The 24,708-nt window shown below is 59.8% G+C and carries 30 protein-coding genes; 19 read left to right on the plus strand and 11 right to left on the minus strand.

Features of this window, described 5'->3' with window-relative positions:
- Positions 1–540 (plus strand): SPOR domain-containing protein (locus C9E91_RS05380; RefSeq protein ID WP_146143976.1); only part of this gene is annotated, 540 nt, incomplete at its 5' end.
- Between the two features lie 111 nt (positions 541–651).
- A complete protein-coding gene (locus tag C9E91_RS05385; protein ID WP_107107343.1) occupies positions 652–969 on the plus strand; it encodes a nucleoside triphosphate pyrophosphohydrolase family protein in 318 nt (105 codons plus the stop codon).
- A 9-nt stretch (positions 970–978) separates the two neighbouring features.
- On the opposite strand, the gene tldD is transcribed toward C9E91_RS05385, so the two are convergent.
- Together tldD and C9E91_RS05395 are read right to left on the minus strand one after the other, a co-directional pair.
- Positions 979–2,394, minus strand: a complete 1,416-nt coding sequence (tldD, locus tag C9E91_RS05390) for a metalloprotease TldD (protein WP_107107344.1) — start codon at positions 2,392–2,394, stop codon at positions 979–981.
- Positions 2,395–2,458: 64 nt separating this feature from the next.
- On the minus strand, positions 2,459–3,091 hold the full coding sequence (locus C9E91_RS05395; RefSeq protein WP_107107490.1) for an invasion associated locus B family protein: 633 nt from the start codon (positions 3,089–3,091) through the stop codon (positions 2,459–2,461).
- A gap of 338 nt (positions 3,092–3,429) precedes the next feature.
- Between C9E91_RS05395 and coxB the strand changes: the two genes are divergently transcribed.
- The 6 genes from coxB (at position 3,430) to C9E91_RS05420 (ending at position 8,742) form a co-directional block, all read left to right on the plus strand.
- A complete protein-coding gene (coxB, locus tag C9E91_RS05400; protein WP_107107345.1) occupies positions 3,430–4,320 on the plus strand; it encodes a cytochrome c oxidase subunit II in 891 nt (296 codons plus the stop codon).
- 14 nt (positions 4,321–4,334) lie between these two features.
- The gene (gene ctaD / locus C9E91_RS05405; protein WP_107107346.1) at positions 4,335–6,029 is read left to right on the plus strand and encodes a cytochrome c oxidase subunit I; all 1,695 of its coding nucleotides are present in this window, start codon (positions 4,335–4,337) and stop codon (positions 6,027–6,029) included.
- Between the two features lie 57 nt (positions 6,030–6,086).
- A complete protein-coding gene (locus C9E91_RS05410; RefSeq protein WP_107107347.1) occupies positions 6,087–7,046 on the plus strand; it encodes a heme o synthase in 960 nt (319 codons plus the stop codon).
- Positions 7,046–7,183 carry a cytochrome c oxidase system small membrane protein gene (locus C9E91_RS19730; protein WP_028750649.1) on the plus strand — a complete coding sequence of 46 codons (138 nt, stop codon included), beginning with the start codon at positions 7,046–7,048 and terminating at the stop codon, positions 7,181–7,183. The genes C9E91_RS05410 and C9E91_RS19730 overlap by 1 nt, the downstream gene beginning before the upstream one ends.
- A gap of 9 nt (positions 7,184–7,192) precedes the next feature.
- Entirely contained in the window at positions 7,193–7,801 is a 609-nt protein-coding gene (locus C9E91_RS05415; protein WP_107107348.1) for a cytochrome c oxidase assembly protein, read from the plus strand.
- 62 nt (positions 7,802–7,863) lie between these two features.
- On the plus strand, positions 7,864–8,742 hold the full coding sequence (locus tag C9E91_RS05420) for a cytochrome c oxidase subunit 3 (RefSeq protein WP_107107349.1): 879 nt from the start codon (positions 7,864–7,866) through the stop codon (positions 8,740–8,742).
- A 68-nt stretch (positions 8,743–8,810) separates the two neighbouring features.
- Here C9E91_RS05420 and C9E91_RS05425 read toward each other — a convergent pair whose 3' ends face one another.
- On the minus strand, positions 8,811–9,461 hold the full coding sequence (locus C9E91_RS05425) for a chloramphenicol phosphotransferase CPT family protein (protein WP_107107350.1): 651 nt from the start codon (positions 9,459–9,461) through the stop codon (positions 8,811–8,813).
- Positions 9,462–9,661: 200 nt separating this feature from the next.
- Between C9E91_RS05425 and C9E91_RS05430 the strand changes: the two genes are divergently transcribed.
- From C9E91_RS05430 to rnhA, 5 genes are all read left to right on the plus strand, one after another.
- Positions 9,662–10,099, plus strand: coding sequence for a DUF983 domain-containing protein (locus C9E91_RS05430; protein ID WP_107107491.1), 438 nt, complete (start codon positions 9,662–9,664; stop codon positions 10,097–10,099).
- A 7-nt stretch (positions 10,100–10,106) separates the two neighbouring features.
- Positions 10,107–10,853 carry an SURF1 family protein gene (locus C9E91_RS05435; RefSeq protein WP_107107351.1) on the plus strand — a complete coding sequence of 249 codons (747 nt, stop codon included), beginning with the start codon at positions 10,107–10,109 and terminating at the stop codon, positions 10,851–10,853.
- A 265-nt stretch (positions 10,854–11,118) separates the two neighbouring features.
- A complete protein-coding gene (gene ispH, locus C9E91_RS05440; protein ID WP_107107352.1) occupies positions 11,119–12,126 on the plus strand; it encodes a 4-hydroxy-3-methylbut-2-enyl diphosphate reductase in 1,008 nt (335 codons plus the stop codon).
- Between the two features lie 191 nt (positions 12,127–12,317).
- The gene (locus tag C9E91_RS05445; RefSeq protein WP_107107353.1) at positions 12,318–13,283 is read left to right on the plus strand and encodes a homoserine kinase; all 966 of its coding nucleotides are present in this window, start codon (positions 12,318–12,320) and stop codon (positions 13,281–13,283) included.
- Positions 13,280–13,720 carry a ribonuclease HI gene (gene rnhA, locus C9E91_RS05450; RefSeq protein WP_107107354.1) on the plus strand — a complete coding sequence of 147 codons (441 nt, stop codon included), beginning with the start codon at positions 13,280–13,282 and terminating at the stop codon, positions 13,718–13,720. Before C9E91_RS05445 ends, rnhA begins: the two co-directional genes overlap by 4 nt.
- Before the next feature lie 94 nt (positions 13,721–13,814).
- Here the strand turns inward: rnhA and C9E91_RS05455 are convergent, their stop codons facing one another.
- Complete coding sequence (locus C9E91_RS05455; RefSeq protein ID WP_181316021.1) at positions 13,815–15,431, minus strand: arylsulfatase; 1,617 nt, start codon at positions 15,429–15,431, stop codon at positions 13,815–13,817.
- Between the two features lie 514 nt (positions 15,432–15,945).
- Between C9E91_RS05455 and C9E91_RS05460 the strand changes: the two genes are divergently transcribed.
- Complete coding sequence (locus C9E91_RS05460; RefSeq protein ID WP_107107355.1) at positions 15,946–16,254, plus strand: Dabb family protein; 309 nt, start codon at positions 15,946–15,948, stop codon at positions 16,252–16,254.
- Positions 16,255–16,284: 30 nt separating this feature from the next.
- On the opposite strand, the gene C9E91_RS05465 is transcribed toward C9E91_RS05460, so the two are convergent.
- The 5 genes from C9E91_RS05465 to C9E91_RS05485 all read right to left on the minus strand — a co-directional run bounded on the left by C9E91_RS05465 (position 16,285) and on the right by C9E91_RS05485 (position 20,178).
- Positions 16,285–16,971 (minus strand): GNAT family N-acetyltransferase, encoded by a 687-nt coding sequence (locus C9E91_RS05465; RefSeq protein ID WP_107107356.1) that lies wholly within the window; start codon positions 16,969–16,971, stop codon positions 16,285–16,287.
- Entirely contained in the window at positions 16,968–17,462 is a 495-nt protein-coding gene (locus C9E91_RS05470) for a MarR family winged helix-turn-helix transcriptional regulator (protein WP_107107357.1), read from the minus strand. Before C9E91_RS05470 ends, C9E91_RS05465 begins: the two co-directional genes overlap by 4 nt.
- A gap of 142 nt (positions 17,463–17,604) precedes the next feature.
- Entirely contained in the window at positions 17,605–18,507 is a 903-nt protein-coding gene (locus C9E91_RS05475; RefSeq protein ID WP_107107358.1) for a metal ABC transporter solute-binding protein, Zn/Mn family, read from the minus strand.
- A gap of 19 nt (positions 18,508–18,526) precedes the next feature.
- Positions 18,527–19,399 carry a metal ABC transporter permease gene (locus tag C9E91_RS05480; protein WP_107107359.1) on the minus strand — a complete coding sequence of 291 codons (873 nt, stop codon included), beginning with the start codon at positions 19,397–19,399 and terminating at the stop codon, positions 18,527–18,529.
- Complete coding sequence (locus C9E91_RS05485) at positions 19,396–20,178, minus strand: metal ABC transporter ATP-binding protein (RefSeq protein WP_107107360.1); 783 nt, start codon at positions 20,176–20,178, stop codon at positions 19,396–19,398. The genes C9E91_RS05480 and C9E91_RS05485 overlap by 4 nt, the downstream gene beginning before the upstream one ends.
- A gap of 301 nt (positions 20,179–20,479) precedes the next feature.
- On the opposite strand from C9E91_RS05485, the gene C9E91_RS05490 reads away from it, so the two are divergent.
- A complete protein-coding gene (locus C9E91_RS05490) occupies positions 20,480–20,725 on the plus strand; it encodes a type II toxin-antitoxin system ParD family antitoxin (protein ID WP_107107361.1) in 246 nt (81 codons plus the stop codon).
- Entirely contained in the window at positions 20,726–21,034 is a 309-nt protein-coding gene (locus tag C9E91_RS05495; RefSeq protein WP_107107362.1) for a type II toxin-antitoxin system RelE/ParE family toxin, read from the plus strand.
- Between the two features lie 44 nt (positions 21,035–21,078).
- On the opposite strand, the gene C9E91_RS05500 is transcribed toward C9E91_RS05495, so the two are convergent.
- Positions 21,079–21,564 carry a peroxiredoxin gene (locus C9E91_RS05500; protein WP_107107363.1) on the minus strand — a complete coding sequence of 162 codons (486 nt, stop codon included), beginning with the start codon at positions 21,562–21,564 and terminating at the stop codon, positions 21,079–21,081.
- Between the two features lie 82 nt (positions 21,565–21,646).
- Complete coding sequence (locus C9E91_RS05505) at positions 21,647–22,393, minus strand: protein-disulfide reductase DsbD domain-containing protein (protein WP_245407429.1); 747 nt, start codon at positions 22,391–22,393, stop codon at positions 21,647–21,649.
- 221 nt (positions 22,394–22,614) lie between these two features.
- On the opposite strand from C9E91_RS05505, the gene C9E91_RS05510 reads away from it, so the two are divergent.
- The 3 genes from C9E91_RS05510 (at position 22,615) to C9E91_RS05520 (ending at position 24,701) form a co-directional block, all read left to right on the plus strand.
- Entirely contained in the window at positions 22,615–23,220 is a 606-nt protein-coding gene (locus C9E91_RS05510; RefSeq protein ID WP_107107365.1) for a YqgE/AlgH family protein, read from the plus strand.
- Between the two features lie 95 nt (positions 23,221–23,315).
- Positions 23,316–23,507 carry a CsbD family protein gene (locus tag C9E91_RS05515; RefSeq protein WP_107107366.1) on the plus strand — a complete coding sequence of 64 codons (192 nt, stop codon included), beginning with the start codon at positions 23,316–23,318 and terminating at the stop codon, positions 23,505–23,507.
- A 141-nt stretch (positions 23,508–23,648) separates the two neighbouring features.
- Complete coding sequence (locus tag C9E91_RS05520; RefSeq protein ID WP_107107367.1) at positions 23,649–24,701, plus strand: zinc-binding metallopeptidase family protein; 1,053 nt, start codon at positions 23,649–23,651, stop codon at positions 24,699–24,701.
- The last annotated feature ends 7 nt before the right edge of the window (positions 24,702–24,708 follow it).

Consider the following 24,708-nt stretch of genomic DNA (forward strand, 5'->3'; position numbering starts at 1 on the left):
GGCCGCGATGCCTTCATGGCTTCGCTTCTCAATCGCTATGTGCCGAAAGCGACCTCCGCCGAATCGTCGCGTCTCATGGCAAGCGTTGGCGGTGCAAAGCAGGTCGCTTCGGCGAAGGATGATGTTGATGTTGACGTCGATGCGCAAACCACGGCGACGACACGCAAACGGGCCGAGTTCACTCCCTCTTCAGCTCCACTCGCCTATGCTGCCACGACAAATGTGACCGTGCCGATGGATCGCCCGATGGCGATGGATGAAATCCAGAATGCCGGCAAGCCGGCGACCGGCGGTTGGCAGGTGCAGATTGCGGCTACTCCGACGGCGCAGGCGGCCAAGGACCTGCTGTCTGAAGCTCAATCCAAGGCGGGCGGCGCGCTTGCCAACGCTTCGCCCTATACCGAAGCCGTCGGCAAGGGCAGCAACACGGTCTATCGCGCCCGCTTTGTCGGCTTCGGCAGCCGCGATGACGCGAATTCCGCCTGTGCTGCACTGAAGCGCAAGGATTTCAATTGCATGCTGCTGCCGAACAAGGGCTGAGCGGAAATCAAGTTTTGAAACTATCAAGACGGCGGGGCCATAAACTCCGCCGTCTTGCTATTTCCGGCAGAATCGTTCACTTCTGTAAGGAACATACAGGGAACGATATTGATGTTGTCAGGTCTGATCCAGCAGTTCGAAAAGGCTTCCGCCACCTATGCCGCCGCCAATGGATTGGAGCGCGACGCCGACTGGTTTGTTCTGAAGCTGCAGGAAGAGATGGGCGAGCTCACCCAGATCTGGAACAAGACGACCGGTCGGGGAAGACGCAAGGGCATGACCGATGAGGAATTGGCGACCGCGCTCGCCGACGAGACGGCTGACGTGCTCGGCCATATCCTTCTCTTTGCCCACCGCAACGGTCTCGATCTCGCTGCAGCGGTAGAGCGGAAATGGCTGTTCCGGCCGGAAGAAGGCAACGCTACGTAGTCGGAACCGCTACGCCTTCGTCCCGCCGACTGTCACCTGATCCATCCTCAGATGCGGCTGGCCGACGCCGACGGGGACCCATTGGCCGCCCTTGCCGCAATTGCCGATGCCGGTGTCGAGTTTCATGTCGTTGCCGATCATGGAGACACGCTTCATCGCATCCGGGCCATTGCCGATCAGCATGGCGCCCTTGATCGGCGCGCCGACCTTGCCGTCTTCTATCAGGTAGGCTTCGGTGCAGCCGAAGACGAATTTGCCGGAGGTGATGTCCACCTGGCCGCCACCGAAGGAAACGGCATAGATGCCCTTCTTCACCGAGGCGATGATCTCTTCCGGCGTTTTGTCGCCGCCGAGCATATAAGTGTTGGTCATGCGCGGCATCGGCGTGTGGGCATAGCCTTGGCGGCGGCCGTTGCCGGTTGCCTTCATGCCCATCAGGCGGGCATTCTGCCGGTCCTGCATGTAGCCGACCAGCTTGCCATTTTCGATCAGCACATTGTAGGCCGAGGGCGTGCCTTCGTCGTCGACCGTGATCGAACCGCGGCGGTTTTCGATCGTCCCGTCATCGACGACGGTGACGCCGGGAGCGGCCACCATTTGGCCCAGAAGCCCGGCGAAAGCCGAGGTCTTCTTGCGGTTGAAATCGCCTTCCAGCCCGTGGCCGACAGCTTCGTGCAGCATGACGCCCGGCCAGCCGGAGCCGAGAACGACGTCCATCGTGCCGGCCGGCGCATCGATTGCCTCGAGATTGACCATTGCCTGGCGCAAAGCTTCGTCGGCACCGCGGCGCCAATTTTCCTGCGTGACGAAATCGCCGAAGCCGACGCGGCCGCCAGTGCCGAAGGAACCGGATTCCTGCCGGTCACCTTCGCCGACCATCACCGAGATATTGATGCGCGTCATCGGCCGGATATCGCGGACGCGGTGACCGTCGGCACGCAGGATATCGACCACCTGCCAGCTCGCAGCAATGGAAGCCGTTACCTGACGGACCTTGCTGTCCTTGTCGCGCAGATAGCTGTCGATCTCCTGCAGAAGCTTCGCCTTGTCCTCGAAGCTCGGGCTGCCGATCGGGTTCTCGTCGCTATAGAGCACCTTGTTGGTGCGCTGAGGCGCGGCGGCGTAGGAACCGGCATAGCCACTGGTGACGGCGCGCACCGCATCGGCGGCGCGCTTGAGAGCCGCTTCGGAGAGATCGCCCGCATGCGCATAGCCCACCGCTTCGCCGGCAACGGCGCGCAGGCCAAAACCCTGCTCGGTGTTGAAGCTGCCGCCCTTCATGCGTCCATTGTCGAAGGTCAGCGATTCCGCCTGGACATGCTCGACGAAAAGCTCGCCGTCGTCGGCGCCGGAAAGCGCATCGGCGACGATGCCGCGCAGCTTGGTTTCGTCGGTATCGAACAAGGTAAGGAGATCGGTATTCATGGATCAAGTGCTCCGTTCAGAGCCGATGTAGGTTTCGGATGACGAGAGAGCAAGCCCTATCGATTTACGGAAGCGCGTCGTAGCCTTCGGCGAAGCCTTTGAGATCGACGGGAATGCCGATGCCTTCTTCCGGCGACTGGAAGACGATGAAGGTGGCGGTCGCACCGCTGCGCAGCGTTTTCAGCAACTCGTCCTCAAGCACCACTTCGGCATAGCAACCGTCCGAGAAGCAGCGCACGAAATAGGCGCGGCCGATATCCTTGCCGTCGACATTGAGGCCGAGCCCATTCGGCAGCAGCACTCCGAGCGGCGCCAGCACGCGAAGAATCTTCGACTTGCGATCGGCGGTTTTCAGCACAACAACCGAAAGACCGACTTCCGGTCGGTCCTCGGCGATGACGTTCTGCATCAGCGCGCATTGTTCGGTCGATGCGCCCGCCGGCTTGTCGCAGACCACGGACCATGCGCCATGGCTCGAACGCACCGTACCCGGCGGTTGTGGAACCTGGCTGGTCGGAAGCTGCTGGGTATGCGCCGGCGGTTGTTGGCCCGGCTGCTGCGGTTGCTGGGTTTGCAGTTGCTGAGCCTGCGGCGCCGGCTGTGTTTGCTGTGCCTGCTGCGCCAGAACGGGTGCTGCGGCCGCGGCAGCGATGCTGGCGCTGACAAACCAAAGCCGGGCGAGGGAACGAAAACCCATGGAAACCTCTAGATTCGAATCAGTGCCGCTATTGTTGAAGCCCACGCCGGCAAATGAAAAGCCCCGCGTGCTGAATTCCAACCGACTGCGGCGGAAATACGACCTCTATCCCATTTTGCCCCGGCAATGCGATGGACCGTGATGCAATTTTTCGTATGATGATGAAATGCTTGCCATGTTTCGGCGGGCCGGGGGACTACACTTCGCGCAAAAATGCCGCACGAACAACTGTTGTGAGTTGTTGCGGAGTGCTCCAAACTGTGGTTTGAAGCGCAATGGAATGTAGGGATACTGCGTTTGAGATTGATCTGGGATCAAACGCTGGAGGGAGAGACATCGTGATTAAGAGGGCTTACGCAGCTCTGGCGGCTATCGCCTGTCTGCTTTTTGCGACCGGCAGCTATGCCGATCAGCCAAAACCATGGGAAACCGGCCTGCAAGAGGCAGCCACCGGCAATATGCATCAAATACGGTGGTTCGAAGCATACACGCTTTGGTTTATCGTTCCCATTACGCTGCTGGTGCTCGTCCTTTTGATCGTCGTCATGGTCAAGTTCCGGGCATCGAAGAATCCGGTGCCCTCCAGAACGAGCCATAATACGCTGATCGAGGTTATCTGGACCGTCGGCCCGGTTCTCATTCTTCTGTTCCTGGCTGTTCCGTCCTTCGATCTTCTGACCACGCAGCTCACGTTCCCCCCAAATCCTGACGTTACGGTCAAGGTGACCGCCACGCAGTGGCAGTGGAACTATGAATATGAAAACAGCGGTAACACACCGCTGGCCTTCGATTCCTTCCTGCTGAAGGATCAGGACCGCGCCGCCGCCGGCAAGGAAGACAGGTCGAAATATCCGCGGCTTCTCGCCGTCGACAACGAGCTGGTGCTGCCCGTCGGCAAGGTCGTGCGCGTCCTTGTTACCGCCGCACCGACAGATGTCATCCATTCCTTCGCGATGCCGTCCTTCGGCATCAAGATCGACGCCGTTCCCGGCCGTTTGAACGAAACCTGGTTCAAGGCCGACAATGAAGGCATCTACTACGGCCAGTGTTCCGAGCTTTGCGGCAAGGACCATGCATTCATGCCGATCGCCATCCACATCGTCTCCCAGGATCAATACCAGCAGTGGCTGACCACCGCCGCCGGCGACCTGAGCAAGGCAAACAAGGCCCTGATGGCCGCCGTCGATCAGCCGGCTACTGTCAACGTCGCTGAAAACACGGCTCAGTAAGAGGGATAGGGATAATGGCTGGATCTACGGCACACGACGATCATTCGCACGCTCTTCATGATGCTCACGCGCATGACGACCATCACTCTCATACGCCCACTTTTGTGAACCGTTGGTTCTTCTCGACCAACCACAAGGACATTGGCACCCTCTATCTGATCTTTGCGATCTTTGCCGGTATCGTCGGCTTCCTGCTCTCTATCGCGATCCGCATGGAATTGCAGGAGCCGGGCATCCAGATCTTCAGCGGTCTGGCCTCCATGGTCTACGGCTATTCGGGCGACGCCTCCATCGATGGCGGCAAGCAGATGTACAACGTCTTCGTCACCGCCCACGCGCTGATCATGATCTTCTTCATGGTCATGCCGGCGATGATCGGCGGCTTTGCCAACTGGATGGTGCCGATCATGATCGGCGCGCCGGACATGGCTTTCCCGCGCCTGAACAACATTTCCTTCTGGCTGATCGTTCCCGCCTTCCTGCTGCTGATCCTGTCGATGTTCGTCGAAGGCCCGGCTGGTGCCTATGGCGCGGGCGGCGGCTGGACGATGTATCCGCCGCTGTCGGGCATCGTCGGCCATCCCGGCCCGGCGGTCGACCTGGTGATCTTCGCGCTGCATATCGCCGGCGCCTCGTCAATCCTCGGCGCGATCAACTTCATCACCACCATCCTCAACATGCGCGCTCCGGGCATGACGCTGCACAAGATGCCGCTGTTTGCCTGGTCAGTGCTGATCACGGCCTTCCTGCTGCTCCTGTCGCTGCCGGTTCTCGCCGGTGCCATCACCATGGTGCTGACCGACCGCAACTTCGGCACGACCTTCTTCGCGCCGGAAGGCGGCGGTGACCCGATCCTTTACCAACATCTGTTCTGGTTCTTCGGTCACCCGGAAGTCTACATCCTGATCCTGCCGGGCTTCGGCATGATCAGCCACATCATCTCGACCTTCTCGCGCAAGCCGATCTTCGGCTATCTCGGCATGGCCTATGCCATGGTCGCAATCGGCGCCGTCGGCTTCGTCGTCTGGGCCCACCACATGTACACGGTCGGCCTGTCGCTCGACACGCAGCGTTACTTCGTCTTCGCGACGATGGTCATCGCCGTTCCGACCGGCGTGAAGGTCTTCTCCTGGATCGCGACGATGTGGGGCGGCTCGATCGAGTTCCGCACGCCGATGATCTGGGCGATCGGCTTCATCTTCCTGTTCACGGTGGGCGGCGTTACCGGCGTGCAGCTCGCCAATGCCGGTCTCGACCGCGTATGGCAGGACACCTACTACGTTGTCGCGCATTTCCACTACGTTCTGTCGCTCGGCGCCGTCTTCGCCATCTTCGCTGCCTGGTATTACTGGTTCCCGAAGATGACCGGCTACATGTACAGCGAGAAGATCGGCAACTGGCACTTCTGGATCACCTTCGTCGGCGTCAACATGGTGTTCTTCCCGCAGCACTTCCTCGGTCGTGCCGGCATGCCGCGCCGTTACATCGACTATCCGGATGCCTTTGCTGGCTGGAACTATGTTTCCTCCATCGGGTCCTATGTTGCAGCCGTCGGCCTCTGCTTCTTCTTCTGGGGCGTCATCGATGCTTTCGTGAAGAAGCGTGTCGCTGGCAACAATCCCTGGGGCGAGGGTGCGACCACTCTGGAATGGCAGCTTCCTTCACCGCCGCCGTACCATCAGTGGGAAGAGCTGCCGCGCATCAAGTAGCTTATTTCCGGACGCCGTGATAAGCGGCGTCCGGCTTAACGGACATTGGATGAAAGAATGACGGTCATCGACAATCACGAAGTGCTCGCGAAGAAAGGCGAAATTGGCCTGTCGGAAGCGAGTGCGCGCGATTATTTCGAGCTTTTGAAGCCGCGGGTCATGTCGCTGGTCGTCTTCACCGCCTTTGCCGGACTGGTGCTGGCGCCGGGCCATATCAACCCGGTTCTCGGCCTGATCGCCATTCTCTGTATTGCCGTCGGCGCCGGTGCGTCCGGTGCGCTGAATATGTGGTACGACGCCGATATCGACGCGGTCATGAGCCGTACGGCACGCCGTCCGATCCCCGCCGGCCGCGTCAAGGCTTCCGAAGCGCTTGCCTTCGGCTTGGTTCTGTCGGGCTTTTCGGTGACGATCCTCGGTCTGGCCGTCAACTGGCTTTCAGCCGCGATCCTCGCCTTTACCATTTTCTTCTACGCCGTCATCTACACGATGTGGCTGAAGCGCTCGACGCCGCAGAACATCGTCATCGGCGGCGCTGCCGGCGCTTTCCCGCCGGTCATCGGCTGGGCCTGTGTCACCGGTAGCGTGACGATGGAGAGCATCGTGCTCTTCCTGATCATCTTCCTCTGGACGCCGGCCCATTTCTGGGCGCTGGCGCTGTTCAAAATGCGCGACTACGAAGCCGTTGGCGTACCCATGATGCCGAATGTCGCCGGCGTGCCGACCACCAAGAACCAGATTGTCGCTTATGCCGTATTGACGGCCCTCATCGGCGTCGTGCCGGCGTTCATCGGTTTGGCAAGCTTCGGCTATGGTGTTGTCGCCGCCCTGCTTGGCGCGGTCTTCATATACTGTTCCATCGCTGTTCGGCGCATGCCGGATGGCGATATCAAGATGATCCCGGCGAAGAAACTCTTCGCCTTCTCGATCTTCTATCTCTTTGCAATCTTTTCGGCATTGCTGATCGACCGGCTCGTTGCAGTGCTGATGTCAGGCGGTGCGGGAGGCTGGCTGTGATCGAACTCGTCAAGCTCACGGAAGCGCAAAAGAAATCACGGCGAGGGCGCAACATCGCGCTTGGTTTGGTGCTCGCCGGCCTGGTGATCCTGTTCTACGCGATCACCATCATCAAGGTCGGCACCGGACACGTTTGAGGAGGCGTGATGGAGGAGGGGACAACGAACAAGGCAAGAAGTGCCGGCCGCAACAACGGTCTGGTCGTTGCCATGTGCCTGAGCTTCGTGATCGGCATGAGCGCCATGTGCGCCGCTGCCGTGCCGCTCTACCGCATCTTCTGTGAGGTGACCGGCTTCAACGGCACGACGCAGCGCGTCGATCAGGCGTCCAGCGTTATTCTCGACAGGCCGATCAAGGTCTCCTTCGACGCCAATGTTGCCCCGGGCGTGCCCTGGGATTTCAAGCCGATGCAGAAGGAAGTTGACCCCAAGATCGGTGAAACGGTCGAGATCAAGTTCCTTGTCGAAAATAAGTCCGACCAGCCGACGCGCGGGCAGGCTATCTTCAACGTTTCGCCGGTGGAAGCAGGCGCCTATTTCAACAAGGTGCAGTGCTTCTGCTTCAACGAGACCGATCTGGCACCGGGGGAAAAGCGCGAGATGCCGGTGGTTTTCTACGTCGATCCTGAGATCACTAAGGCGGAAGAAACCAAGACGATCACAGCGCTGACACTATCCTACACCTTCTATCCGCGCGACGGCGCGAAGCCTGTGGCTTCCAACGACGCAGCGAAGGTGGCGGAAAAGAAACTTTGATGGAGAGTGCCTCCGGCTCAGCCGGAGGCGATATGGGAAAAGTCATTCGGGGAATTGCTGACATGGCAGAGGCGCATACGAAGAAACACGATTACCACATCATCGACCCCAGCCCGTGGCCGATCACAGCGGCCCTCGGTGCCTTTGTCATTACCTTTGGCGGCGTCTGCTTCATGCGCTACCTGAACGGTGGCGCCGTGCATCTGTTCGGCCTGAATTGGGCGCAGCCTTGGCTGTTCTTCATCGGTTTGGCCATCATCCTCTATGTCATGTACGGCTGGTGGTCGGATACGGTGAAGGAAGCGCATGAGGGCGCGCATACCCGCGTTGTCTCGCTGCACTTGCGCTATGGCATGATCATGTTCATCGCCTCCGAGGTGATGTTCTTCGTTGCCTGGTTCTGGGCCTATTTCGACGTCAGCCTCTTTCCGAACGAGGCGATACAGGCTTCGCGAACGGCCTTCCTTGGCGGCCAGTTTCCGCCGAAGGGCATTGAAGTCCTCAATCCCTGGCATTTGCCGATCTATAACACCATCATCCTGCTGCTCTCGGGCACGACAGTCACCTGGGCGCACCACGCGCTGCTGCACAATGACCGCAAGGGCCTGATCCAGGGGTTGGTCCTGACGGTACTGCTCGGCGCGCTGTTCTCCTGCGTCCAGGCCTATGAATATGCGCATGCGCCCTTCGAGTTCAAAAACTCGATCTACGGCGCAACCTTTTTCATGGCGACCGGCTTCCATGGTTTCCATGTGTTGATCGGAACGATTTTCCTGCTGGTCTGCCTCATCCGCGCGCTTCGCGGTGACTTCACGCCGAAGCAGCATTTCGGATTCGAAGCGGCCGCCTGGTATTGGCACTTCGTCGACGTCGTCTGGCTCTTCCTGTTCTTCTGCATCTACATCTGGGGAAGCTGGGGCGCGCCGGTCGCGGCCGGCTAAGCGGCAGACGCAGAAATATCAAAGGCGGGTGCTTCGGCGCCCGCCTTTTTCATTGTGAGAAGGGCCTCTCAAGCGCTTGCCGCAAGCCGCTCGAATGCCGTCGGATGCGGAACACCCCGATCCATGAGCTGCCTGATCTCCTCGGCGCAGGCTTGCGCGGTTTTGACCGAGGTATCGACCTCGAGATCGTAGATACCGGGCCGATGCACCTGCGCCTGCCAGGCTGATATCGGTGCGGGAATCGGGGCATCGGCGGAAACGCTGACATAATCATTGCGCCTTTCAGCGCCTTCCGCCAAACGCCGCTGAATGACGGTCTCGATCGGGCAGCGCACCCCGACGAAAAGAACGGGCAGGCCCGCGAGTTGGCGAGCGCAATCCGCTAGGATTCCGAGCGGCCTTGAATGGGCGTCATGATGGCCGAATTCAGCTACCACGTTGAGCCCAAGACGGCTGTGGGCCGCAATCGAGGCATAGAGCGCCGAATAGAATGTCTGAACCAGCGGCTCCAGATCAGGCCGCTCGCCACCGGGCCGCAAACCGATCCCCGGCCGGTAACGCTGCGGAGTGATATGCCGCACATAGGCGTCGACGCCCAGATTCATCCATGGCCCGTCGAAACTGGCCTGAATTGCTTCGACAATGCTCGATTTTCCGGATCGCGGTGCACCGTTCAGGATGATGATCTGACCGACCTTCGTATCTTGATGATTGTCCATACCCTCTTTCTATGGCCGGGATCACGATTTTCAAGCGGCACGGAAAAATCGGCCGCGACATCATGCTGCGGGCAATGTTCGCTCGCGGCGCGGCGGTCACCATGCTTTTCGATTGGACGGATGGCTGCATCGCGGCTACTGATGATGACAGGACGAGATCCGGACGCTCGTCGTGAATGGTAATCGATCGAGATCAAACTTTGAGCCCAGAGCAAGACAGCCCCGAAGGTCACGGGACAGGCCCGAATCAAGAGGCAAACAGCGACAACGCCCTCTTTCCACCCGTCGATCCGTTCAAGGTCGGCATTCAGGGGTGCTGCCCGCGCTGCGGCAACGGCAAGCTCTTCGATGGGCTGTTGTCGCTGAAACCGCGCTGCGCTGCCTGCAATCTCGATTATGCCTTTGCCGATGCCGGTGACGGGCCTGCGGTCTTCGTCATCCTCATCGTCGGCTTTATCGTGATTGGCTCGGTGCTGTGGCTGCAGGTCAATTATGCGCCGCCGATCTGGGTGCATATCCTGCTGTTCGGCCCTCTGACCATCATCCTGTCGCTTCTGTCGCTACGCTGGTGCAAGGGCATCCTGATCGCGCTGCAATACCGCAACAATGCCAGCGAAGGGCGCATTCATCGTGACTGAGGCGATCATGCCCGCTCGCCGCGCCAATCTTTTCTGGCAGATCGGCAAGGCGCTGATCCTGCTTACGGCGCTCGGCATTCTGCTGGTCCTCGGCACTTGGCAGGTCGAACGGCTGCATTGGAAGGAAGGCTTGCTGGCCGACATAGCCGAGCGTCAGGCCGCTGCGCCCGTGCCGCTATCGACGATCGAGACCATGGCCGCATCCGGCGGCGATATCGAATATCGCGTCGTCACCGCGACGGGTCGATATCTCAACAACAAGGAACGGCATTTCTTCGCGACTTTCGCTGGCGCTTCCGGCTTCGATATTTATACGCCGCTGCAGCTTGCGGACGGGCGCTATCTCTTCGTCAACAGAGGCTTCGTGCCCTACGACGCCAAGGAGCCGGAAATGCGCGTGCAGGGGCAGTTGACGGACGAACAGACCGTCACCGGCCTTGCCCGCGCCAAGCTCGCCGGCCAGCCCTCGGGCATGCCGGACAATGATCTGGCGAAGAACATATTCTATTGGAAAGACCTGGACGCCATGGCTGACAGCGATGGGCTTCCACGGGATAAGGTGCTGCCCTTCTTCGTCGATGCCGACAAGACGCTCAATCCTGCCGGCTTGCCGATCGGCGGCGTCACCATCGTCGATCTGCCGAACAACCATCTGCAATATGCCGTGACCTGGTATGGCCTTGCGGCGGCGCTGGTTGCCATCGTCGCTATCTCCTGGTGGCGCAAACGTCATCCGGACGCACCCCGGCAATAGTTTCGCGCAATAGAATAGCTTCATTTCGATGGAATATTCGGCTAGAGCATGGTCCCAAAAAGTGCGCAGCGGTTTTTGGATAAGATCATGCGGACTAAAGCTCGTCGGGATCTTTCAGATTCGCTCCCACGCTTTAGCTCTTTATTTTTGCATGTCGTTTTCGCAAAACCGCCGCACACTTTTGCGCGACATGCATTAAATGGAGCAAGCGGCGGGGCGAACCTATATCTGTAGCCTTGCCATCGCCCCGAATTTCGGAAGAGACATGAACATAGCGGTTTCCAAACCTGACCTGACCATCCGGCTCTGCGGCCCGCGCGGCTTCTGCGCCGGCGTCGATCGCGCCATCCAGATCGTCGTGCTGGCGTTGAAAGCCTATGGTGCGCCGGTCTATGTCCGCCATGAGATCGTGCATAATCGCTATGTCGTGGAAGGGCTGGAGGCCAAGGGTGCCGTCTTCGTCGAGGAGCTCAACGAGATCCCGGCGGAACATCGCGCCCAGCCTGTCGTCTTTTCCGCCCATGGCGTTCCGAAGTCCGTGCCGGCAGATGCCGACGCGCGCAATCTCTTCTATCTCGATGCCACCTGCCCGCTGGTGTCCAAGGTGCATAAGCAGGCCATGCGGCATAACCGTCTCGGCCGCCACGTCATCCTCATCGGCCATGCCGGCCACCCGGAAGTGATCGGCACCATGGGCCAGCTTCCGGAGGGTTCGGTGTCGTTGATCGAGACGGTGGAGGATGTCGACGCCTATGAACCTGCTGACCCGGACAATCTCGGTTTCGTCACGCAGACGACGCTCTCGGTCGACGACACCGCCGGCGTCATCGCGCGGCTGCAGCAGAGATTCCCGAATCTCACCGCGCCGGCCGCCGACTCGATCTGCTACGCCACCACCAACCGCCAGGAAGTGGTAAAGGAAGCCGCTCCGGGCTGCGATCTTTTCATCGTCGTCGGCGCACCGAATTCGTCCAATTCCAAGCGTCTCGTCGAAGTGGCGCTGAGAGCAGGGGCCAAGAAATCCGTGCTTGTCCAGCGCGCCTCGGAAATCGATTGGGACGATATCGGCGATATCAAAACCGTCGGCCTCTCCGCCGGCGCATCGGCGCCGGAGGTCATCGTCAACGAGATCATCGAAGCCTTCCGCGCGCGCTACAATGCCGTGGTGGAGCTTGCCGAAACGGTCAAGGAGACCGAGAATTTCCTCGTCAATCGCGAGCTGCGCAATATCGAACTGACGGTGGCCGACATGGCCTTCGTCAATGGAGATTGAAGGGCCACCTCGTCCTTCGAGGCCTTGCCGCTTGCGCTGACGCTGCATCGACAAGGCACCTCAGGATGAGGTGGAGAGAGTTTCGTCGCCAGGTGCCAAAAATCAGTCCCCACCCTGAGGTGGCCCAAAGGGCCCTCGAAGGGCGAGGGCGGGTGGTTGCGGTGGCCGGCATGTATCAAAGGGAATAATTCGTGGCCGTTTATACCGATATTACCGAAGACGATCTCAAGTGGTTCCTGACGGAATATGATGTCGGCACGTTGCTCTCCTACAAGGGCATCGCCGAGGGCGTCGAAAACTCCAACTTCCTGCTGCACACGTCGCGCGAGCCTTTGATCCTGACGCTCTATGAGAAGCGCGTCGAGAAGGGCGACCTGCCGTTTTTCCTCGGCCTGATGCAGCATCTGGCAAGCCGCGGCCTTTCCTGCCCGCTGCCATTGCCGCGCAAGGATGGCGCGTTGCTCGGCCATCTCTCGGGCCGTCCGGCCGCGCTGATTTCCTTTCTCGAAGGGATGTGGTTGCGCAAGCCCGAGGCAAAACATTGCCGCGAAGTCGGCAAGGCGCTGGCCGCGATGCATGTCGCCGGCGAAGACTTCGCCATCAAGCGGCCGAACGCGCTGTCGCTTGAAGGCTGGCAGGGGCTTTGGGAAAAATCCGAAGCGCGCGCCGACGAGGTTGAACCAGGCTTGCAGGACGAGATCCGCGGCGAACTGGATTTCCTGAAGCGCCATTGGCCGAAGGGCTTGCCGGATGGCGTCATCCATGCGGATCTGTTTCCGGACAACGTCTTCTTTCTCGGCGACGCGCTTTCGGGGCTGATCGACTTCTATTTCGCCTGCAACGATCTGCTCGCCTATGATGTCTCGATCTGCCTCAACGCCTGGTGCTTCGAGAAGGACGGCGCCTACAACATCACCAAGGGCATGGCGCTTCTGGAAGGTTATCAGAGCGTTCGGCCGTTGGACGCCGCCGAAATCGCCGCGCTGCCGACACTGTCGCGCGGCTCGGCGCTGCGCTTCTTCCTGACCCGCCTCTATGATTGGCTGACGACGCCAGCCGGCGCCTTGGTCACCAAGAAAGACCCGCTCGAATATCTGCGCAAGCTGCGCTTCCATCGCCAGATCGCCTCTAGCGCCGAATATGGGCTGAAGGCATGAAACACGTCGATATCTTTACCGACGGCGCTTGCTCCGGCAATCCCGGTCCCGGCGGCTGGGGGGCGGTGCTGCGCTATGGCGATGTCGAAAAGGAGCTTTTCGGCGGCGAACAGGAGACGACCAACAATCGTATGGAGCTGATGGCGGCGATCTCGGCGCTCGGCGCCCTGAAAACGCCCTGCGAAGTCGATCTCTATACCGACAGCGTCTATGTCAAGGACGGCATCTCCAAGTGGATTTTCGGCTGGAAGAAAAACGGCTGGAAAACTGCCGACAAAAAGCCGGTGAAAAACGCCGAACTCTGGCAAGCCCTGGAAGAAGCCCGCAGCCGGCATCAGGTGACCCTGCATTGGGTCAAGGGCCATGCCGGACACCCGGAAAACGAACGCGCCGACGAGCTGGCGCGCAAGGGCATGGAGCCGTTTAAGAGGAAGTAGGGGGTGGCTGTGGGCCGATGGTTGGATGGTCGCGCTACGCCAACGGCGGGCGCCTTAATGGCGTCCGCCTCGATCTAGCGCGCACAATCGCCAGTTAATGAGCAGCTTGACTGGCCATCTTCTTGTCCAGCTCCTCTTTCAAAGCCTCCAGATTGAAGCTTGCGCCCTTCTGCATGGGCGGGAATTCGAGGAAGGTCTGGGCGGCTTTTCCCATCTCCTGCTGCAGGAAGACGTAGCGCCAGAATTCGTAAGCCCACCAATCCTTCGCGAAGAGCGACTGGCCGAGGCCCGTGCGCTCGAACGGGTCCAAGCGGAGGTTAAGGAGGATCGGCCAGTCGACCTTGACGGTGGCGCCGAACCAGCCATTCGGCTGATCTGTAAGCCGGTACTTGAAGTCGTCGATGCGCACCGCACCTAGCGTGGACTCGGCAAAATAGAAGACTTCATGCCGTTGCGACGGGCCCTTGCCAGTGATGAGGTCGGTCTGGTCATAACCATCGAGATGCACCTTGTAAGTCCGATCACCGATCTGCTTGCCCTTCTGGAGCTCGCCGACGATGTTCGGATCGCCGGCAGCAGCGACGAAAGTTGGAAACCAATCCAGCCCTGAGACAATCGAATTTTCCACCTTGCCTGCCGGTACGTGGCCGGGCCAGCGGATGATCATCGGTACGCGGAAGCCGCCTTCCATGACAGTTCCCTTGCCACCCGCAAACGGGGTCTGCCCGCCGTCAGGCCAAGTGAAGTTCTCGGTGCCGTTGTCAGTGGAGAAGGCAAGGATCGTGTTGTTCTCGAGTCCGTTGTCCTTCAGGTACTTCATGACAGAACCGACGATGTCGTCAAGCTGCGCCATGCCGGCTTCCTCAAGAGACCAGCCGTTCTCGGGTGTTCGCATTTTCTCGTACTTCTCCGAGAGATGCGTAACCACGTGCATGCGCGTGGGATTGAGCCAGAGGAAAAACGGCTTATCGTCCTGCCTTGCCTTGTCGACGAACTTGAGGGCATTCGCCAGTATCTCATCGTCAACTGTCGTCATGCGGTCCGGGCAAAGCTCGCCGGCATCCTCGATTCTCTGCTTCCCGATCTTGCCCCAGCGCGGCTGTACGGTTGGATCATCCCCGTCGGTCGCATAGCTATGAACCATGTTCCGGGGACCGACCATGTCCTTCACCGCCGGCGGGTATGTAGAATGGCAGGGGTCCTCCATCGCATCGAGGTGATAGAGGTAGCCGAAGAATTCATCAAATCCATGCGCCGTGGGCAGGAACTGGTTGAGGTCCCCCAGGTGGTTCTTGCCGAACTGGCCGGTGGCGTATCCCATCGATTTGAGCACGGTGGCAATTGTCGGCGCCTCGTCGGGCATGCCAAGGGTAGCACCGGCCTGTCCGACGGTCGTCAGCCCGGTACGGATCGGCAGCTCGCCGGTGATGAAGTTCGCTCGACCCGCCGTGCAGCTCGCCTCAGCGTAATAGTCGGTAAACCGCATGCCATCAGATGCCAGTCGGTCCAGGTTCGGCGTCCTGCCAGCCATGATGCCCTGATTGTAGGCGCCGATATTGAACCAACCGATATCGTCGCCCATGATGAACACGATATTGGGCTTTTGTGGCTGCTGCGCGGAGGCCGAAGGCGTGATTGCCGGCGACGCCGCAAAACATAATCCGACACAGGAAGCGCCAAGCAGTTGGCGCGCCAAACTACTCCAGTTCATGTTAATCTCCCTCTGTTGGGCGAGCATGGTTTGTGAATTGGGCATGCTCGCTGTGATGGCCACCACATACGCCAGCGCCGATAGCCGGACCGCGGTCCCTCAAATCCGCAACCAACGTCAAGTTCGCCCCCTCGGGACGATGCATGCGATTTACCAAGGAGTATTACGCGCTGAGCGCATGACTTGACCCAAAGATGCGGGAAATCGCCTCTTTACGGCCTAACGAAGTCGATTAGGCGCTCAGCCACCACCATATGCAGCCACGCGGACTGCGGCGACCGATCGCTATAGCTGCTGGAAGGTAACATAACACGTTTCTCGCGAGGCGTCCGCAATTCGGTAGCAACGACTGCCGTTCCTGCTAGCCCGTGATAGAATGCGCTGCGGCGAGGACCGCTTCGAGCCGAAAGGCGTCATGGTAGGTGCTCACCAAAAAGCCCAAACATAGCAACCCCGCATCTTGCCCCATCCCCCTTTCCCTCTATGCTGCGCCAAAACAGCTAGGGAGATGAATATGATCCTGCATTGCGTTTTCATGCGGCTGAAATCCGCCATGACACAGGACGAGAAGAAAGCGCTTTTCGAATCCATCGCCGCCTTGCAGCAGGTCATCCCCGGCATCATCGATGTCAAATATGGGCCGAATGTCTCGCCGGAGGGGCTGCATGGTGGCTTCGTCGATGGCTTCGTGGTGACGTTCGAGAGCCCTGAAGTGCGCGATGCCTATCTCGTGCATCCCGAACACGTTGCCGTTGGGGGGCGCATCGTGTCCTCGACCGATGGTGGCCTTGCCGGCCTGCTGGTTTTCGATCTCAATCTTTAAAGGGCCGCTGACATACACCCGTAGGCCTCGTTATACTGGTCGCCTGCGCGTAACGACGCGGAGATTCATCTCCGAGCGCAAGCGGAAACCCATCGTCTTGTAAAGCGAGATGGCCGGTGTGTTCGTGGCGTAGGCGTGTAGGTAGACGGTTTCGTTTCTCGCCGAGATCTCGCCGGCAACGAAGCGGAAGAGCAGGGTGCCAAGGCCGCGTCCCTGAAAATCGGGATGGGTGCAGAGACCGCTGAGTTCGGTAAAACCGGGCTGCCGCATGCGCTGGCCGGCCATGGCGACGAGGCGGCCATCGATCTTCACGCCCCAAAAGGTGCCGAGGCTCTGGGCGCGCAGTGTGAAGGGACCGGGTTTGGTCAGCGTAGCCAACGCGAGCATTTCCGCTGCATCGGCTTCCGTCAGCGGCTCGATCCGGCTGTCCGAGATGCGCTCATAGGGCCGTTCGGCGATCATCTGCACCAGTCTGCCTTCAGTGACGATCGCCAGTCCTTCAGGGATCGAGAAAGGATTGACTTCGACGAGGGCCATGACCTCGTCGGCCACCGGCAGGCTCGCCAGAGCCTCGAGGCTTTCAGCCGTATCATCGGCGGGGGCTGCGAAGGGCACGATGGACGGCAGATAGCGGCGGGCGCGCTCGCTGCCTTCTGCCAACGTCGCGTGGGCAGTTCGAAGGGCGTTCCAGGCGGGACGGTCGAGAATATGGCTCATGGTGTCTGCTCCTTGTCGAGACGGCCACGACGGGCAAGCGGCGCTTCGGCAAGCCCATTCTCGATTGCAGCGAGCTGTTCCAGGATCGGCCCGGATATTTCGCCGCAGAGTTCGATAACCGCCCGTTCGACGCGCGGCCAGACCGATCGTTTCGAATAATCGACGAGTTCCTGCCCTTTCGGCGTCAGCGAGACCAGTCTTCGCCGCTGATCCTCCGGTGAGGCCTGCATGTTGACGTAACCCAGTTCCAGAAGCTGCGAAACAGTGCGCGTGGCACCCGGCTGGGTGATGCCGACTGCCTGGGCAAGTTCGCCGATGGTCAGCGGACCGGCGCGATCGATCGCCGCGAGGAAGGGATATTGAGCGGACTGGAGAGAGACGCCAAGCTCATCCATAATCTGCTGTGTATCGGCCTGAAGGCGTTCGCCGATACGGCGGAAGCGGCTGCCGAGGCAGAGGAAACCAAGCGATTTCACGATATCTTCAACCACAGCGCTTTCCAGTCCTTGTTTATATAATGCATTATATAACTTATTATGTAAATTCTGTCAATTCTGCCCGCTGGTTTTCGCTCTCGATCTCTAAATGAAAAGGCCGCAGGCACATGCCCACGGCCATATTTGTACGGCTTCCTCAGCTCGACTTCGCCATCGCGGCGGCAAGCTGATCAACGTTATAACGGAACATTTTTTCATATGTCGGAGCCGGGCCGTTGGCCTTGGAGAGGGCCTCGACATAGAGTTCGCCGCCGGGCTCGGCGCCGGTTGCCTTGGCGACCTGCTTGACCAGGCGTGGATCGTTCGAGTTCTCGAAGAAATAAGTCTTCACATGCTCGGCCTTGATCTGCTCGATCAGCTTGGCGACGCCGGCGGCCGAAGCTTCGGTTTCGGTGGAAACGCCGAGCGGCGACAGGAAGGTGACGTCGTATTCGCGGCCGAAATAGCCGAAAGCGTCATGGCTGGTCAGGATCTTGCGGCGATCCCCGGCGATCTTGTCGAACTTGCTGTGCGCATAGGCGTCGAGGTCGGTCAGCGTCTTGGTATAGCGCTCGGCATTGGCCTTGAAATCGGCGGCATCGGCCGGATCGGCGGCGGAAAGCGCTTTTTCGATATTGGCAACCCAGATCTTCACATTGACCGGGCTGTTCCAGACATGCGGATCGGTGACGGTCTTGCCGTCGTCGACCATGGTGCGGGTATTGATGCCTTCGGAGACGACGACCGGCGTGCCCTTATAGCCGGAAGCGCTGATCAGTCTATCCATCCAGCCTTCCAGACCTTCGCCGCTAACGAAGGTGACCTTGGCCGTATTGAGCTTCTTGGCGTCCGTCGGCGAGGGCTCGAATTCATGGGGATCGCCGTTCGGGCCGACGAGGCTCGACACCTTCACATGGTCGCCTCCGACCTGTTTGACGACATCGGCCAGCACGGTGAAAGAGGCGACGACGTCCAAGGTTTCGGCCGAAGCGGGCGCCGCAATGCCGAAGGCGATGAAGGCCGGCAGCGCCGCCGAGAGAAGCAGTCTGCGTCTGATCATAAAAATCTCCTTGATCAAATTAGCCCCTAAGATGGGGATGGGGAATAAACCGTCGGGCCAGGCCCGAAGGTGCGAAGAGAATGGAAAAGCCGTAGATCAGGCTCGCCGTGATGATGATGGTCGGGCCGGAAGCAAATTCGAGGTGATAGGAGGCGATGAGCCCGATATAGCCCGACGCGGTCGCGGTTGCCGCCGCGATCGCCATCATTGCGGGCAGGCTGCGCGACCAGAGTTGCGCGATCGCCGCCGGCAGCATCATCAGCCCGACTGCCATCAGCGTCCCGAGCGCCTGGAAGCTGGCGACGAGATTGAGCACCACCAGCAGCAGGAAGAGGAAATGATAGACCGGGCCTCGACCGCCCACAGCGCGCAGAAAACCGGGATCGAAGCACTCCATCACCAATGGCCGGTAGATGACGGCGAGCGCCAGGAGCGTCGCCGTGGTGATCGCGCCGATCTGGAAGAGGGCAGGGGCATCGATCGCGAGGATGGTGCCGAAGAGCACATGCAGGAGATCGATATTGGAGCCGCGCAGCGATACGATGAGTACGCCGAGCGCGAGTGAGGTCAGATAGAAGCTGGCGAAACTCGCATCCTCCTGCAGTACCGTCATGCGGCTGACGAGCCCGGAGAGCAGTGCCACCGACAGGCCGGCCACAAGCCCGCCAAGCCCCATGGCCGTCAGCGACAGCGAACCGGCGATCAGATAGCCGATGGCCGCCCCCGGCAGTACGGCATGGCTCATGGCGTCGCCCATCAGGCTCATCCGCCTCAGCATCAGAAAGACACCGATCGGTCCGGAGCCAAGCCCGAGGCAAAGGCACGCGATGAGTGCGCGCCGCATGAAGCCATAGTCGGCGAAGGGCGCGAGGAAGATATCATAAGCCGTCATTCGGCGGGCTCCCGCTTCGCCAATTCCCGCTGGATAAGCCCCCGCTCCGGCAGGCAATCCTCAGCATCCTCGTCCCAACGCTCGGCCATGGCTCGCGCCTTGATGAGATTGTCAGGGCTCATGATGTCCTCTGTCTGGCCCCAGCCGACGAGTTCGCGCGCGATCAGCAGCGTCTGCGGAAAATGCGCGCGCACCTGATCAAAATCATGCAGCACGGCAATCACCGTGCGCCCGTCGCCATGCCACCGCAGGACAATGTCGAGGAGGTCGCGTGTCGTGCGCTGGTCGATGGCGGTAAAGGGCTCGTCGAGAAGGATGACGCGGGCGTCTTGCAGCAGCAGCCGCGCGAAGAGTACGCGCTGGAATTGCCCGGCCGAAAGCGAGCCGATATGCCGGCGCTCGAAGCCGGTGAGCCCCACCGCCGCGAGCGCATCCCGGGCGTGCTCCGCATCCGCACGCGAGAAGCGGCCGAAGGCGCCGGAATTTTTCCAGGCGCCGAGCATGATGGTATCGGCGACCGAGATCGGAAAACGCCTGATGATGTCAGCCGCCTGCGGCAGATAGCCGAAATCGTTGCGCGTCAGCCCACCACGATCGATAGTCCCTTCCGCCGGTCTCAATTCGCCGATGATCGCCTTCAAGAGCGTCGATTTTCCGGCCCCGTTCGGCCCAGCAATCGCCGTCAGGCTGCCGGCCTGGAAGGCGCCGGAAACGTGATGCACGGCGGGATGGCGATCATAGGTCACGGTGAGATTGTTGAGGCGGATCGAAGCACTCATGCCAGCGCCACCGCCCAGCCGATCGTCGCCCAGAGGATTGCGATACCGATCGCAACGAACGCGAGACGCGTCATTGCAGAACGGCCAATTAAGGAGGAGGCAAAGGGATTATTTCGGAAAGGCATGTGGCAACTCGCATAATGTAATAACATTACGTCTTGTTGCGAAGGGAATACGGCAAAAAAGTGGCGATGACAGGGTTCGAGCCGTTGCAACGCAATCCGAAACTGTGAAATCTGGCAGGAATGCTATATATAGGGCATATATTGTTATCGGATATCGAGATTACCGGAGCAAACTCATGAATGTCTCTATCGGAGAGCGTTTGGAAAAGTTCGTGGAGAAAGCCGTTAAAGAAGGGCGCTACAGTTCTGCGAGCGAGGTGGTGCGCGAAGGTTTGCGACTCGTCGAGGAGCGCGAAGCAAAACTTGCTTCGCTACGCCGCACTTTGGAGGCGTCGATTGCTGCAGGCGGCGACATCTCCGATGAGGAGCTCGGGGCCGCTTTGGATGCTAGAGCTGCAGAACTCGCCAAAGAGGGGTATTGAGTGGCTCGGCTGCGTTACACGAGAGACGCGCAAAACGACATTCTCAATATCCTGACATTCATCGCACATGAGAGCGGCAGTCAGAAAATAGCTCTGAAATTTACGACCGCGTTGCGCGGTAAGTGCTCTGATCTTGCGTCGCTACCTGGCCATATGGGACGTCCCAGACCAGAACTCCGGCATGACATACGTAGCTATGCCTTCCGGGGCTACGTAATCTTCTTTCACTATGTCGGCGATGTTTTTGAGGTCTTAAAGGTACTCGAAGGCCATCGCGATCTCGACAGCCATTTTCATCATGATGATTGAGGCAAAGCAGCGCTCCTCGCACTCCTTTGCCCCTCTGTCGAAACCTAAAGCTGCTCGATCATCGCTGCCGCGCCGGAAACCGTTGCCTGGCCGGGGCTTTCCTCGATGTTGAGCGACTTCACCACGCCGTCTTCCACCAGCATGGAATAGCGCTTGGAGCGGATGCCGAGGCCGCCGGCGGAGAGGTCGATGTCGAGGCCGAGGGCTTTGGCGAAAGAGGCGTCCCAGTCGGCAAGGAAGTGGATCTTGCCCATGCCGCCTGAGGATTGCGCCCAGGCACCCATGACATGCCAATCATTGACCGCAACGACAGCGATGTCGTCGACACCCTTGGCGAGAATGGTGTCACGGTTTTCCAGATAGCCCGGCAGATGGTTCAGCGAGCAGGTCGGCGTAAAGGCGCCGGGAACGGCGAAAAGCACGACGCGCTTGCCGGCAAAAAGCTGCTCGGTGCTGATCTCGACCGGGCCGTCGGCGGTCTTTTCCTTGAAGGTGGCGGCAGGCAGTTTATCGCCAACAGCGATGGTCATGGCATTCTCCTTGGGTCACAATTTAGGCGGCCGAACCGCCGCCCTTTGAATGAAAATGGTTGGGCGAAACTATAGATCCGCGCTATTCGAACGCAAGCGTGGTTTCCATGGCGCGTTCACCGTCGATGACAAGGATGCCCCAGCTTTTGCCCTTGATATCGTAATTTTTAGGAAGCTTTCCAATCGCGATGTCGGTCGCAAAAGTCTTGCCGTCGCGTGTGCCGTTGGCCTGTTTGAAAAAGACATAGCCGGTCGGGCCGGTCACGTAGATCGATGGAGCGCTTCCTGTTGTCTCCGGCAGCGTCAGGCGCAGCGAAAGGGTCTTCGCATCGGGCGAAAGTCGGTGATTTTCGACGGCAAAATCCGCAGAAGGAGCCTGCGGCAGCGAGGCGTTGGCAGCGTCCAGCAAGGCTTGTTCATGCGGCGTCGATTGGCCGGCCGCCGATAGCGGCAGCGAAAATTCGGCCTGGAAGGGAATGCAGATGTCCTTGCAGAGCCCGATAAAGGCGGTGAGGTGGAGTGTCGATGGCTGTTTGCCGGTGAGACGGAAGTCAAGCGGCAATGTCACTGGCGCATCATAGCCGATTTCCTGGATCGCGCCGACGGTGATCGGTTTGGGCGTGGGAAAGCTCGTCTTTTCCAGCGCAACGCCGCTATCGGGCGTCGGGCTCACCTGCGGCGGAATTCCGCTTTCGCCGGGCTCGCGCCAATAGGTGATCCAGCCGGGTGCAGGCTCGATCTGCAGAGCGGCGCGGATATGACCCTGAGCATCCGGCGCCAGCGCCACCAGCCGCATGCGACCGCCCTCATTGTTTGCCCAGTCGCTCATGGCGGCATGGGCGGTGCCTCCAGCCAGTGTTGCGGCGGCCAGTGTTGTTAACAGTGGGATAAAAAAGAGTTTTCCGATCATGGAACAAGGATTTACCGGATGGCGCAGGCCTGTGCCAGAACGACGCGAAAAAGAAATGATCATTTTCAGTTGATTGATTTATGACATTGCCCCATCTTCTCTTCGAGGGGCGCAGTTACAGACTGCAGTCAGGAGGTACGATGTCCCTATCGACGCTGAAGAATAAGAGCGAAAGAGGTTTTCTCGACGGCCAGTTCCTGATTGCCATGCCGGGTATGGAAGACCGGAATTTCCATCGCACAGTGATCTATATCTGTGCTCATTCCGCTGCCGGCGCCATGGGCTTCGTCATCAACCGCGCGCAGAACCTGACCTTTACCGATGTGCTGCTGCATCTTGAAATGATCAAGGATGACGATGCTATTCTTCTGCCGCCGGTCGCCCGTGATTTCCCGATCCAAACGGGGGGGCCGGTCGAAAGCGGCCGTGGCTTCGTCCTGCATTCCGACGACTACATCAGCGACAGCAGTATTCCGGTGAGCGACGATATCAGCCTGACGGCGACATTGGATATCGTGCGCGCCATTTCCAAGGGCGGCGGGCCGAAGCGCGCCACCATGCTGCTCGGCTATGCCGGCTGGGGCGCAGGTCAGTTGGAGGCGGAAATCAGCAATAACGGCTGGCTCAATTGCCCAGCCAATGAAGAGCTGATCTTCGACCGCAGCCTCGACGACAAGTATGAACGAGCGCTGGCATTGATGGGCATCAACGCCGCCATGCTGTCGCCGCATGCGGGGCACGCCTGAGCCGTCCACGCCCTTGTGGAACGAAATATTGATAGTGACGTTTCCCTGTCACCGCACCGGCAAGCCCGCCGGTGCCGAATGAGGAGGCGTTCGCTATGGGCAGCATGAGTGACAAGGTATCCGGCAAAGCCAACGAGGCCGCTGGTAAGGCCAAACAGGTTGCCGGCAAGGCCACGAAGAGCAAGAGCATGCACGCCGAAGGCACGGCCCAGAAGGCTAAAGGTAAGGCCCAAGTGGCCGTTGGCAAGGCCAAGGAGAAAGCCAAGGGCGCGGCACACCGGATTTGATCCGATAGTTCGCTACGCGCCAAGTTAAGTGCTGCGTCCTTTCGCGTGCTGTCGCATGCGCGGCGCAGTGAAAGAGCCTGTCACGAAACTCGCGACGGGCTCTTTTTCTGTTCGTCATGGCCAAGTTTTGGAGCGCTTTGCATGAGGCTTTTCGCCTGCGACCATTGTGGCCAGCCGGTCCATTTCGATAACCGGCAATGCGTGCGCTGCGGCTATCAGCTCGGCTTTGTTCCCGAACGTCTTGCGATGTATGCGCTGGAGGCGGATGGATCGAATTGGCGCCTAGTCGCCGACCCGACCCGTCTCGTCCGCTTCTGCGCCAATGCCGCACTCGATATCTGCAATTGGATGGTTGAGGCCGGTGACCCAGAACCCTTTTGCATCGCCTGCCGTCACAACCGGCTGGTGCCGAATACCGACACGCGGCAAGGCGTAGACCGCTGGCGGCGCATCGGCCAGGCCGAGCGGCATCTGTTCTATTCGCTGTTGCGTTGGCATCTGCCGCACCCCGATTGCCGGCAGGATCCCGAGGGTGGCCTGGTCTTCGACTTCCTCGAGGACGAGGTGCAGGGCGGCACTGTTGTGCCGGCCAGGACCGGCCACGAGGAGGGGCTGATCACCATCCGCGCCGCCGAGGCCGATGATGTGACGCGCGAACAGGCCCGCACGTCGATGAACGAGCCCTACCGCACGCTGCTCGGCCATTTCCGCCACGAGACCGGCCACTTCATCTGGAACAAGTTGATCCGCGACCGCAATCGGTTCGATGCCTTTCGCGTCGTGTTCGGCGATGAGCGGGTGGAATACGGCGCGGCGCTACAGCAACACTACGACAACGGCCCGCCGCCAAACTGGCAGGACAATTTCATCAGCGCCTATGCGAGTGCCCACCCCTGGGAAGATTTTGCCGAGTGTTTCGCGCATTACCTCCACATCGTCGACACGCTTGAGACCGCCCGCTCCTTCGGTCTTGCGGTCGATCCTCGCGGCTATCACGAAATGGCGGCGGAGGTGGATTTCAATCCCTATAAAGCTGAGAGCGCCGAACAACTCGTCAGCGCCTGGATTCCGCTGAGCGTCGCGATCAATTCCATCCAGCGCAGCATGGGGCAGCCGGATTCCTATCCCTTCATCCTGTCGCCGCCGGTCGTCACCAAGCTGGAATATATCCGACAGGTGATTGCAGAGGCATGATCTGCCT

Source organism: Rhizobium sp. SEMIA4064 (assembly GCF_003025035.1).
GTDB lineage: Bacteria > Pseudomonadota > Alphaproteobacteria > Rhizobiales > Rhizobiaceae > Rhizobium > Rhizobium paranaense.